This window comes from Bacteroides sp. An322 (assembly GCF_002161765.1).
In the GTDB taxonomy this organism is placed as follows: domain Bacteria; phylum Bacteroidota; class Bacteroidia; order Bacteroidales; family Bacteroidaceae; genus Phocaeicola; species Phocaeicola merdavium.
In genome coordinates, this window is the sequence record NZ_NFIN01000030.1 from 21,972 (window position 1) to 34,518 (window position 12,547).

A 12,547-nucleotide genomic window follows, 5' to 3' on the forward strand; every position below is an offset into this window, starting at 1 on the left:
CGTCGCAATTTAAGAATGTATGACATGTTGAAGCAATGCCGGACACACTTCGCGTGAAAGCCGGTCGGCTTCTTCGGCTATCTGTTTTGCTTTGTTGGCGCATTTGTAGATATTGACAATAGCCTGTTGGACCTCAATGGGAGGAAGCGGTACTTTGCAACGTTTCATATCTTCAATTGAAAAAGCCTCGCGGGCGCTCCCCCATGAGTTGAAACGGGCATATCGGTCAAATTCAGGACGGCAGAACCATAGATAAAGAAAGTTCGGTAAAACAAAATCCCTATCAACCTTAAATACACATGAAATAGATGAAACAATATAAGTTTTGTCTGAATCATTCAATCCCAAACTCATTTTATCTCCTCGCCGGGAAGTGTCAGGTACAAAAGCTATTTCTTTCGGTTTTACCAATTTGTATGAATTCAAAGAGACTCCCTTCAAATTAGCCTTAGTCTCAATCAATCCTTTAGAGGTCGCGATTCCACGAACTTCTTCTTCAGTAAATTGACCATCTAAATTGCGGTCATTAGATTCTTCAATATATGCTCCGATTTCCCGCATTGGATATTTGTGCTTTAATTCCTGTATATAGCTTTGACAGAGTTGCATAAGCGGGGCTGCCTTAGCCTCGTTTTGCTCTTTGATTTCACGGAATGCTCGCCATACGTTTACCACTTTCTGTTGTTCGGCAACAGACGGAAGAGGAATCTCAATATCAAGGAAACGAGGCCAGTCCAAATTGGCTCGAACGCTGGAATCACTAATAAACCAGCCATAACGGTCGCTTTCCTCTCGATTGAAATACATAAAAAAGTATTCCGGTAAAACGTCGTTCTCTTTATTGATGAAAAAAGTCGTATATGCAGGCGAAATCAAAGCGGGTTGTGCTTTGTCGTATAACCCAATTCGAATGCATATATCACGACCTGTTTGCATACCACTAAATACAAACATCCCTTTGGAAACAATTTTGTATTTAGTAATATCAACACCATCCAGATTGGCAACCGTTGGCATAAATGTTTTATCTCTATTTATGCCGATAACAGGATAGTTATGACCTGCCGTATTCCTTTCGTCACACCACTCGATATAATCCCCGATCCGGCCCCATTTTACACTGCCACTTCCCATATCACACCTCCTCTTTTCCATGCTGTTCCATAAAGAAGCGTTTCTGTTGTTCAATTTCCCGGCGAAGTTCTTCCTCGGTAGGCATGTATGTCATATACTTGGCAGCAAAAATCTGATCGCTGTCATGTAATACTGAATATTTTGCTATGGTGTTGTCCGTATCTGTACAAAGCAACACGCCGATAGTCGGATTGTCATCCTCTCCCTTAACCAAATCATCGTACATACGGATGTACATATCCAACTGTCCGATGTCCTGATGAGTCAACTTATGGGTTTTCAGTTCAAAGATGACAAATCGTTTCATCTTGTAATTATAGAATACAAGATCGATGTAGAAATCAGCCGTATCGGTCACAATGTGTTGCTGCCTTTCAACAAAAGCAAATCCACGACCGAGTTCCATGATGAACTTCTCAAGGTTGTCAATTAATGCCTGCTCCAATTCTGATTCTGAATAATTAGTATCCCGATGGAATCCCATAAATTCGGCCACCATCGGATTCTTTATATATTCCAACGGATCTGTTTGACCGACATAAGGTACAGGTAGAGTAGAACTTTCCCTTTGGGCAGCAAGCCGTCGCTCATAATATTGGGTGGAGATATTCCTGTCAAGGTCGTCCACGCTCCACATATCTTCGGCAGCTGCCTTTAGATACCATTCCCTTGCTTGCGTATTGCTGACGGAAAGAAGCCTGCGGACATGTGACCAAGTAAGATTTTGCACACGCGTGTGCAAAATCTCTATGTCTTTAAATTCCAAATAGAACTTCCGATAATATGCCAAGTTGCGCTTACCATAGCCAGTTCCGTATTCAGCAGAAAGCCTGGCAGCAAGAGCTGGGATAAGTTTTTGTCCGTATGCCGCCCTGCTTGCTCCCTGCTGCTCCTCTTCCACGATACGCCGCCCAATGTTCCAATAAGTCATAATGGCTATTTGACCAGTCGCGGCATAGGCTTGTTTCCGTCCTTGTTCTATGATGGTTCTGATGTCGGAAACGAAATTATCGGTTATTATGTCAGTCTGTTGCTTATTCTTTTCCATATCCCAAAATTTTGAAGGCATTCACGAGTTCGGCTTCATTAGCGTCCCATCTTTTCTTCAGCTCGTCAAACTGATGGCTCATTTTAGAGAGGGCCGATTTATAATCAATTTCCGTATCACGGTCGATAAACTCGATATATCTAGAGGGTACAAGCGAATATCCTTTCTGTTGGATTTCGTCAAGATGAGCGGCATAGTATAACTCAGGTTCGGAATACTCGGCGAAATTCTCGGTCTGCCAGTCGAAATAGATTTGGCAAACACGGCTAATTTCTGTTTCTGACAGGCGAACATATTTCTTTTCGTATATGTTGCTGTTCCATGTGCGCAGGTCTATAAAAAGGATCTCGCCCGTTCGGTTACGCAGTTGTCTGCCGTGCCAGGGACCACCCTTCTTGTTGTTGTTCAGAATCCATAACGTAACGGATATATCGGTAGAATAGAACATGTTGCGCGGCAGGACGATGATGGCCTCGATTTTGTCGTTTTCAATCAACTGTTTGCGTATTTCAAGCGTGTCGCTGTCGTCCAATGCTCCATTGGCAAGCAGGAATCCTGCGATTCCGTGATTGACATCCAGTTTGTTCAGGATATGGAGAATCCATGCGTAGTTGGCATTGCTAGTCGGAGGGACACCATAACCTTTCCAGCGGGGATCCGTCTCAAATTCTCCATATTCAGCATACTTCTTCAAATTGAATGGTGGATTTGCCATGATATAATCGAACTTGAGGTCTTTATGCTGGTCGTTGGAGAAGGTGGATACAGCTTTGTCTCCCAAATGGTAGGATATACCGCGGATAGCCAGATTCATCTTTGCCAGACGATAGGTCGCCGGTTCGGATTCCTGTCCATACACATTGACCGCTTTGGTGTTACCGCCATGTGCTTCAATGAACTTGGTTGCCTGCACGAACATACCACCCGACCCACAGCACGGGTCATAGACCATACCGTCGAACGGCTCAATAAGTGAGGCGATAAGTTCTACGATAGAATGCGGCGTGTAGAACTCTCCTTCCTCCTTGTCGGCATTGATCGAGAAAGCCTGCAAGAAATATTCATATACACGTCCTATAAGGTCGTGATCGGTGAACTTCTTTGGATCTATCTTGTTAATCTCGTCCACCATGCTTTTCAAAACACCCGGCTCAAGGGCCGTTTTCGTGAAAATCTGCTGCGGCAGGGCATTTTTCAGTTTAGGCTCATTGTCGTCCAACGTCTTTATGGCTGTATCGAAAGCGATGGCCATACCAGTAGGAGCCGTAAGAATCAGCTTGTCCCAGAACGTCTCATCTGTCAGGAAGAACACGCCGTCCTGCATATACTGATTGGGACGGGACAGCTGCATTTCAATAAAAGCCTCGTCGTGAATGCCTTGAACCTCCACAATTTCGTGCCTGATTTTATCCTTTTGCTGCTTGAACCGTTCCCCTATGAATTTCAAGAACACAAGAGTCAGCAACAAATCGCGCTTGTCGGTCATGGCAGCACGTCCTCTCAAACTGTTGCGACAGTTGAAAAGTATGGTTTCTAAGGTCTCCTCCTTTATTATTTTTGTTTGTTTCTTGGCCATCGTTTTACTCTATTAGTTTGGTGTTTAACCTAAAAGCATTTGCATCAATCTCCATTTGGAAAATCTTAATGTCGGGATTCAGCTTTCGGGCAACACGGATTATTTTTGATTTTTCTTCGACATCCATATTGATCCCCAGATAAACGGATTCGAAACACTCTCCTCCAATTTCTGGGAATGCCCTCATTTCTTTCCAGTCAATCGGGCCTTTATCATCATTTTGCCACGGCAGCAACTTCATATATGCCGGCCATGGCTCTAATATAAATAAACGCACTTCTTGTTCATGCTCCCAAGCTTTTGCTTTGGTGGATATTTGATAATGAAAAAAGTCTTTTGCATCCCTAAAATAATCGGGCTTCTCTACAATGTCTTTATATTGTACCTCCACTTCCGAGCAGCCGATCATGACATTGCCATACATACGAGAAAGATACTTTCTAACTTTCTCCATATCCAGACCGATGCAGATACCTTTATGCTTGCTATAATAGCTCCACATCAAAATTGAATCATATATCTTAGAAAGACTACATATCCATGCCTCTTCTCTGGTTCTACGAAATGGATCTCTTCTCAATTCTTCAATTATTTCCGGAGTCCATCCTCCACATGCTTCTTTCGGAACATCGGAAAAATCAATTAACGAGGGATGGCAATCAAACGGGTCATTTAATTGCGTAGCGTTAGTGAATTGAAGATTGCCATAATGCAGCATCATCAACCCACCGTTAAAATCCAAGTACTTATATAGTTTTGCTTCTCCCATAAATTTATTCATTCAGTTCTCAGCAAGTCATCCACAGACACATCCAGAACTTTTGCTATTTGGATCAGCATCTCAACATTGGGCTGCGTTGTATTTGTAACCCATTTAGAAATTATGGCAGGATCCTTATCCAATTGTTCCGAGAGCCATTTATTGCTCTTGTTTTTCTCTGCGAGAACGACTTTGATTCGATTCAGTAATTTGCGCTCCATATTATTATATATCCATTACATGGTTACAAAGATAAGTATATTTAGAGAATATAATTGACCAAGAAGGTTAAATGTTGCAATTCGCCACAAAAAAGTGAGCAAAACGTCAATTACGACTACGTATACTTCTTTTATCGACATTTTTATGTGTCAACTTCTATTTTTAGTATCATTGACTCTAATGACGATACTTGTCGATTACTTTTTATGGGAACTTTATGGTATCAAATCACAAATAATAGAACGTATTTGATTTGATAATTAAAAAAATATAGAATATCATTCGGTTCAAGCGTGGAACTGCGTGCTATTTCCACGTTCTTGAAGGTCCTAGGAAAACCCAACGTACAATGGTAATAGACAGCAGACCCACGCTGAAAACAGCGTGGGAACCGCCAACGTCCATCCTTGTACGTTTTGAAAATTTCCTAGGTTTTCAAGAACAAGAATGAAGCATGACGCTTCTCACAATATTTTTCCCGCAAAATAGCAAGCCGCAAACGCTTTCACCTTGCTTGCTGCTACAAATGTAAACAATAACTATGAAATAATCAAACGAATCACGAAATTTTATCTGGTCGCAGATTAAACCTACCAATGCTTTTATTTCAAAGATGCAAAAAACAATTTTTTCGGGCAGTCAAATGCTCGTTTTTCTCTGGGGCTTCTGTTTATGTATTATGCTATACATTCTTGATATACTTGTCACAAGGAGAATCTAATATGTTAGAACAGGGCTATGCGTACAGACTAAAAATGAAAAGAGTGTGTGGATTGCCTTACAAAAGGAAAGGGCTTTTTGGAAATAAAATCAGGACAACCGCCTGTTTTTTATGAAAAAACACATTATCTTTGCAGTAGGGAAACAGCCATTTCGGAAATGGCTGTTTCGTAAACTATAAGAAGAAAAGATTAAGGATATGAGATTTTTTGACAGGACAGACGAAACAGCATCCCTGCGTGAGATTCGCAGGATGTCGAAAGACAACGCCCAGTTTACGGTAGTGACAGGCCGACGTCGTATTGGCAAGACATACCTCGTGTGGAAAGCATACGAGGACGAACCTATCCTTTATTTCTTCGTTGCCCGCAAGGCCGAAGGAGATTTGTGCGAAGATTACCGGGTTGAAATAGAGAGCAAACTGGGGATTCCCACGATGGGACGGGTGGAGCATTTTGCCGATGTATTCGAGTTCCTGATGAAACTTTCCACAGAGCGTCCCATCACGCTGTTCATTGATGAGTTCCAGGAGTTCTTCCGCGTAAACAAGTCGGTGTACAGCGATATGCAACGTATCTGGGACATATACAACCCGAAAGCCCGCATGAACCTTGTCGTCTGCGGCTCGATATACTCCATGATGACGAAGATATTCAAAGACAAGAAGGAACCGCTGTATAACAGGCAGACACATTTTATGACTGTGCGCCCGTTCACGCCGGCGGTACTGAAGGAAATTCTCACGGAATATCATCCAGGACACACGGCGGAAGACCTACTGGCCCTGTATTCCTTTACGGGCGGCGTGGCCAAATATGTGCAGCTGCTTGTGGATGCCGAGGCAACGACCAAATCAGCCATGCTTGACCACATCATAAAGGCTGATTCCATCTTCCTGGGAGAAGGTAAAGCTATCCTTATCGAGGAGTTCGGTAAGGACTACGGGGTATATTTCTCGATTCTGTCGGCCATAGCGAGAGGCAAGACCTCACGTTCGGAAATAGAGAACGTGGTAGGCAGGGAAATCGGCGGCTACCTGACCAAGCTGGAAAACGAGTATGAACTCATCGCCAAGAAGCAACCCCTCTTTGAGAAGAGTTCCACCAAGAATGTCCGCTATACGATAGAAGACAACTTTTTCACGTTCTGGTTCCGCTTCATTTACAAGTACAGCTATATGCTGGAGATAGAGAACTACGAGAGCGTGAAGACGATAATCAACCGAGACTACGAGACATTCAGCGGTCTGATGCTCGAACGCTATTTCAGGCGTATGCTGATTGGACGCCAAGCCTACACACGCATCGGCGGATGGTGGGACCGTAAGGGTGAGAACGAAATCGACATTGTGGCCGAGAACGAACTCAACGAAGAAGCCTCGTTTTTCGAAGTGAAGCGTAAGGCAGAGAACATCGACATGGAGGCACTGAAGCATAAGGCAGCAGCTTTCCTGCGTGCTACGGGCGAGTTCAAAGGGTATAAAATCTCCTACAAAGGGCTGTCTATGGATGATATGTAGTTCATTCTTTTGTGGGGCTCTAAATACAACTACCGATATTCCCAATCTGCACACGGCAGCCTCTCGGAAGGAATTTTCTCTTTCAAAGGCAAGGCATGAAATCGAAAAGTACACTCATGGAGATGTGATTTTTAACGGTTAACAATCTGTTTTCTGTTATCTTCCTTTTATGGTTTCCGTCCCAAAACCGTACGGTTTTCGTACCAAGAACGTACGGTTTCCGAACCAAAAACATACGGTTTTGGGACGGAAACCGTAAAAGGGAGACATCCGCAAAGATAATAGAACCCAGCCTCGAAACCAAATGTATTCTCTCTTCACTCATTTCCCAGCTTGAAATTCACCAAGTACAAGGTTTCGGTAGCGCGTGTGAAAGCGGTGTAGAGCCATCGGTAATAGTCGGGAGTAAGCATATCTTCGGCTATATAGCCTTGGTCGATGAAAACCCGCTTCCATTGCCCGCCTTGCGCTTTGTGGCAGGTCACAGCGTAGGCATACTTCACCTGCAGAGCGTTGTACCACGGGTCTGCCTTCATCTTCTTCATCCGTTCGCGCTTGGTAGGGATGTCCTGATAATCCTCAAGCACGGCGTAGAAAAGGCGGTCGCTCTCCTCTTTAGTGAGTGCGGGCGAATCGGAATGAAGCGTATCTAACAATACCTTCGTTTCCAACTCAATATCCCCGTAATCGGGAAAAGAAAGAAGCACATCGGCAAAACGGAATCCGTACATTTCGTGTATCCTCCGCACGCGGCGCACCTCGGCTATATCTCCATTGGCTATGAAATCCAGTTCCTTCACATAGGTACCCCAAAAATAATTGTTTTTTGCCACCATTAGGATGTCGCCCGTATTCAACTCATCCTCACGGTACAAAATCGTGTTCCGTATACCATTATTATATAGGTTAGCCCGCTTATTCGAACGGCAAATGATGATAGTCTCATCCATTCCAGCTTGGTCGTAGCACGTATTGATAGTCTCTATCAAATCCGCCCCCGTTATCCTGCGCACATCCGGAAAACCCTCCGTACGGATGCGGGGCATCATTCCAAAACAATCCCCGCCCATCTGAATCCGCAACTCTGTTGCATTATATAAGATACCCGAATCGAGCTTTTGGCGCACCACTTGGGTCAACACCTGCTCCGTCACCGACAAGCCATATCCCTTCAATACATCCGCAGACAAAGCCGGACTTTCCTCTTCGCCCACCGGAGGAAGCTGGGCAGTATCTCCTACCAATATCAACCGGCATCCTTGCCCTCCATACACATACTGTATCAGGTCGTCCAACAAACGCCCGCTCCCGAACAAATTCCCCGACAAGCCCTCGTTGGAAATCATCGAAGCCTCGTCTACAATAAATAAGGTATGCTGGTGCAAGTTAACATTCATCGTAAAATTATCCAATTCGTTCGAAAAAGAACGCTGGCGGTATATCCTCCGGTGAATGGTATAGGCGGAATGCCCCGCATAATGCGAGAATACCTTAGCGGCACGCCCCGTAGGAGCGAGCAGAATACACTTTTGCTTCAACTCGTCCAACGTCTTCACCAACGCACTCACCAGACTGGTTTTTCCCGTACCGGCATAGCCTTTCAAGAGGAAAACTTCGTCTGAATCAGGCGATAAAAGGAAATCCGCTAATAATTTTAATGTATTTTCCTGCTCGCTTGTTGGTTTATACAAAAATTTTCGCTTAATTTGTTCCAATAAATTCATGTTTAATATATTTATATCATATAAACTCATGCAATTTTCACAAAAGTTTAGTTGACTGCCTATTTTGCCACGAATATAAACTAAAAAAACGATAATATCATGAAAACGGTCATTAAAAGACAACTAACCGGAATGAAGTGGAAAATGCAGGAAACTAGGAATAATTTAAACTATGAGTAATAAAAATATAGAGTTGGTCCATACAGAATCTGATATACTATCTATCCGTCTCAGTACGAATGGATTTTCTTTTTCCATTTACAACCCGGAAAGAAAGGAAAACCTTTATTTTCAGACCGTATCTGTAAATATTCAACATTCAATGGCAGCTAATGTAAAAAACTTTCTTGCCAATACACCCGAACTGAATATACCTTACCGACAAACCAATATCCTAATCCATACTCAACGGTATACAATCGTTCCTCTCGAACTTTTCGAAGACGAACAAATGGAACTGCTTTTCTATCAGAATCTTCCCAAGCAAAATAACGAGATTATTTTATGCAACATTCTAAGCAAAAGCAACATTGTCATACTATTTTCCATTGACAAACTTACCCATGTCTTTTTGTCTGAACATTTTTCTCACGCACGTTTTTTTGCAAGCATTAGTCCACAAGTGGAATACCTTACAATCAAAAACAAATCTGAGAACCAGCATAAAATATATGCAAACTTTCATGAAAGCGACATGGAAATATGTTGTTTTGATAATGGGAAATTACAACTGGTTAATACATACAATGTAACCAATAATGACGATCGGGCCTATTACCTGTTAAACCTTTGGAAACAGTTTAACTTTGATTCTGAACAAGATGAATTGCATCTGACAGGCTTGGACAAACATGAAAGAAACGAGCTAATAAGTTTTTTAAGACAATTTATCCGAAAAATTTTCATTATTAACCCTCTATCGGAAAAACCAATATCTCCATCTCTTGAAGATATTCCTTTCGATATTCAATCCTTATTGACATGCGAATAATAAGTGGAATTTATAAGCATCGCCGGTTCGATATACCGCATACATTTAAAGCAAGACCTACGACTGATTTTGCTAAAGAAAACCTGTTTAACGTCTTAAATAATTATATTGACTTCGAAGACAATACAACAGCTCTCGACCTGTTCGCCGGTACGGGAAGCATCAGCCTTGAATTAGTATCTCGAGGATGTGACAAAGTAGTATCGATTGAAAAAGACCCTCAACACTATGCATTCATTTGCAAGGTAATAAAAGAAATAAAAACCGATAAATGCTGGACAATACGAGGAGATGTGTTCAAATACATCAGCAAATGCCAAGAACAATTTGATTTCATCTTTGCCGACCCTCCTTATGCATTACCTGAATTGGCAAGTATCCCTGACAAAATATTTGAATATGGTTTACTTAAACCAGACGGCTTATTCGTATTGGAACATGGAAAAGACTTGAATTTTGAGCATCATCCTCATTTCTCTGAACATCGGCACTATGGAAGTGTAAACTTCTCATTTTTCCGCTAAAGCAAAGGAGCCAGCAAACGCACTATGGATTCTAATATCTTATTACTCCATGAGCGTTTGCTCCACAATTTGCGGGAAAGAAGAAGGCATTTTTTTTGGTCTGTCAAAAAAATCTCTTTCAGATGAAGAGCCATATCTTTATCATAGAAAAAAGCATTCGCTTCAAAATTATGCTCAAAACTTCTGAAGTCCATATTAGTAGAACCTACTGATGCCCATTCATCATCTGAAACCCACAGTTTCGAATGTAAAAAACCTTTCCGATAAAGATACACTTTTACACCAGCCCGCATCAATTCATCCAAATAAGACAAAGAGCCTTTATGAATAATAAAAGTATCTGCCCGCTTAGGTAACATAATCCGGACATCAACGCCAGCCAATGCAGCAGTCTGCAAGCCCATAATCACTTCTTCTGTCGGAAGCAAATAGGGGGTTTCAATATAAAAATAACGTTTAGCACAACATAAAGCCTTAACCAAGCCTTGCATCATATCATGCCAACCTCCCACCGGATCAGAAGTAACAATCTGAGCCAAAACATTCCCTTGCCATTCCATTTTTGGAAAATATTCGGCAGAAGTAAATAACATTCGGTCTACAAAATACCAATCAGTCAAAAAAGAAGTCTGCAGACCATATACAGCTTTACCTTTAATCCGTACATGAGTATCACGCCATATTCCCCACGAAAGTCCTCTTAAGTAACGTTCAGCTATATTCATTCCGCCAATAAAACCGACCTTACCGTCAATAATCGCTATTTTTCGATGATTACGGTAATTCATCTTACTTGCAAAACGAGGAAAGCGAACTTTCAGAAAACTTTGCACTTCAATGCCTTCACATAACATTTGATCGTAAAACAAAGGATTAACTTTCCAACATCCTACATCATCATACAACAAACGTACCTTTACGCCTGCACGTGCTTTATCTATCAATAAATCACGCAATAAACGTCCAAGCGAATCATCTTCAAAAATATAAAATTGCAAATGAATATGATGTTTAGCCAAACTGATTTCATGCATCAACGCTTGTAGCATACTATAACCATTGGTATAAACATCAACTTGATTACCGTCAAAAGGCAATGCTTTATTAATGCGTAAGAAAAAAGACATTAACAAATTCTTACTCTCCAAGTCCCGGAATGCAACTTGAGCTTGATATTCTGCCATCGGACGCTTATTCAAACGCGAATATCCCTTTTTACTTATCAAATGTTCTTTTCTTGTACTCCTCCCGAAGAAAAAATAAAATATCAAACCTACTAAAGGCAAAAAAAACAAGACCAATATCCAAGCCATTGTTTTTACTGGATTACGATTATCCAAAATGACAACAAAAATTGTGGTTAATATCACTGAAAAATACAGGACATTAAACAAATCTAAAAAAACTTCATTCAAAATAACCGTATCCAACATACCGCCTACTAAAATTACAAACGAGAAAAATGAATGATATCAACAAGTATCGGTTTCATCCCCCCGACAAAACATTCAACCGCAATAACCATCAAAATAAGCCCCATTAAGCGCATCATCACATTATTCCCTGTTTCACCCATTACGCGTACCAATTTGGTTGATAAACATAAGATAAAATAGGTTAGTACATAAACAATCGCAATAATTGCAACCAAAACAATTTTCAATTCCCATGTCGAAGCGTCATCCATTAAAATTATCCCATTTGCAATAGCACCCGGTCCACATAACATCGGAATAGAAAGAGGTGTAATTGAAATATCATTTGCGTACGTCTTTATCTCTTCATCTTTCAATTTTGTATTCGTATACCTAGCCTGCAACATATCATAACCTATTTTTAAAATAATAATTCCCGCAGCTATTCGAAATCCATTCGTCGATATACCGAAGAATTTAAATAAAAATTGTCCGAAGAATGTAAACGCTATTAAAATGATAAATGAAATAATCGTTGCCCGTTTCACTATATGTTTACGCTCCTGATCATCCAATCCATTAGTCATTGTTAAAAAAACAGGCATCGTTCCCAATGGATTTGTCAATGTAAAAAACGAAGTAAAACAAAGTAAAGCATAAGGAATAATCGTATCCATAATAATTTAATTGTTTAGTTAAGCCAAATATAAGAAAAAACATTTATATGCACAAAAAAAGCGCGATAATTACACAATTATATGCTTACTAATCTCATATAAATAAAAAAAGTCCCCGGTATCCAGTCGGATACCGGGGACCCCCACTTAAAACGGCGGCTGCCTACTCTCCCACTTGCGCAGTACCATCGGCGATGCGAAGCTTAACTTCTCTGTTCGGAATGGGAAGAGGTGGAA

At 41.3% G+C, this 12,547-nt stretch carries 11 protein-coding genes and 1 rRNA gene; 3 read left to right on the plus strand and 9 right to left on the minus strand.

The window, feature by feature from the left end; all coding sequences use genetic code 11:
• Nucleotides 1-9: 9 nt before the first annotated feature.
• Genes B5F91_RS13010 through B5F91_RS13030 form a run of 5 tightly spaced genes read right to left on the minus strand, consistent with a single transcriptional unit; the run spans nucleotide 10 to nucleotide 4,739 of the window.
• Complete coding sequence (locus tag B5F91_RS13010) at nucleotides 10-1,134, minus strand: restriction endonuclease subunit S (protein WP_087429491.1); 1,125 nt, start codon at nucleotides 1,132-1,134, stop codon at nucleotides 10-12.
• A 1-nt stretch (nucleotide 1,135) separates the two neighbouring features.
• Nucleotides 1,136-2,182 carry a PDDEXK nuclease domain-containing protein gene (locus tag B5F91_RS13015; protein WP_087429492.1) on the minus strand — a complete coding sequence of 349 codons (1,047 nt, stop codon included), beginning with the start codon at nucleotides 2,180-2,182 and terminating at the stop codon, nucleotides 1,136-1,138.
• Complete coding sequence (locus B5F91_RS13020) at nucleotides 2,169-3,758, minus strand: N-6 DNA methylase (protein ID WP_087429493.1); 1,590 nt, start codon at nucleotides 3,756-3,758, stop codon at nucleotides 2,169-2,171. The genes B5F91_RS13015 and B5F91_RS13020 overlap by 14 nt, the downstream gene beginning before the upstream one ends.
• A gap of 4 nt (nucleotides 3,759-3,762) precedes the next feature.
• A complete protein-coding gene (locus B5F91_RS13025) occupies nucleotides 3,763-4,527 on the minus strand; it encodes a DUF2971 domain-containing protein (protein ID WP_182423157.1) in 765 nt (254 codons plus the stop codon).
• A gap of 8 nt (nucleotides 4,528-4,535) precedes the next feature.
• Complete coding sequence (locus tag B5F91_RS13030) at nucleotides 4,536-4,739, minus strand: helix-turn-helix transcriptional regulator (RefSeq protein WP_007838759.1); 204 nt, start codon at nucleotides 4,737-4,739, stop codon at nucleotides 4,536-4,538.
• Nucleotides 4,740-5,659: 920 nt separating this feature from the next.
• Between B5F91_RS13030 and B5F91_RS13035 the strand changes: the two genes are divergently transcribed.
• Entirely contained in the window at nucleotides 5,660-6,979 is a 1,320-nt protein-coding gene (locus B5F91_RS13035; protein ID WP_087429494.1) for an ATP-binding protein, read from the plus strand.
• Nucleotides 6,980-7,296: 317 nt separating this feature from the next.
• On the opposite strand, the gene B5F91_RS13040 is transcribed toward B5F91_RS13035, so the two are convergent.
• Nucleotides 7,297-8,712 (minus strand): AAA family ATPase, encoded by a 1,416-nt coding sequence (locus B5F91_RS13040; RefSeq protein ID WP_087429502.1) that lies wholly within the window; start codon nucleotides 8,710-8,712, stop codon nucleotides 7,297-7,299.
• 163 nt (nucleotides 8,713-8,875) lie between these two features.
• Here B5F91_RS13040 and B5F91_RS13045 point away from each other — a divergent pair, with 163 nt between their 5' ends.
• Together B5F91_RS13045 and B5F91_RS13050 are read left to right on the plus strand one after the other, a co-directional pair.
• Nucleotides 8,876-9,694, plus strand: coding sequence for a DUF3822 family protein (locus tag B5F91_RS13045; RefSeq protein ID WP_087429495.1), 819 nt, complete (start codon nucleotides 8,876-8,878; stop codon nucleotides 9,692-9,694).
• Nucleotides 9,685-10,218, plus strand: coding sequence for an RsmD family RNA methyltransferase (locus B5F91_RS13050; protein WP_087429496.1), 534 nt, complete (start codon nucleotides 9,685-9,687; stop codon nucleotides 10,216-10,218). The genes B5F91_RS13045 and B5F91_RS13050 overlap by 10 nt, the downstream gene beginning before the upstream one ends.
• Here B5F91_RS13050 and cls read toward each other — a convergent pair.
• The 3 genes from cls to rrf all read right to left on the minus strand — a co-directional run.
• Nucleotides 10,215-11,651 carry a cardiolipin synthase gene (gene cls / locus B5F91_RS13055; RefSeq protein WP_087429497.1) on the minus strand — a complete coding sequence of 479 codons (1,437 nt, stop codon included), beginning with the start codon at nucleotides 11,649-11,651 and terminating at the stop codon, nucleotides 10,215-10,217. The genes B5F91_RS13050 and cls overlap by 4 nt on opposite strands.
• 14 nt (nucleotides 11,652-11,665) lie before the next feature.
• Nucleotides 11,666-12,310 carry a MarC family protein gene (locus B5F91_RS13060; protein ID WP_087429498.1) on the minus strand — a complete coding sequence of 215 codons (645 nt, stop codon included), beginning with the start codon at nucleotides 12,308-12,310 and terminating at the stop codon, nucleotides 11,666-11,668.
• 150 nt (nucleotides 12,311-12,460) lie between these two features.
• Nucleotides 12,461-12,547, minus strand: a 5S ribosomal RNA gene (gene rrf / locus B5F91_RS13065); the annotation flags it as partial.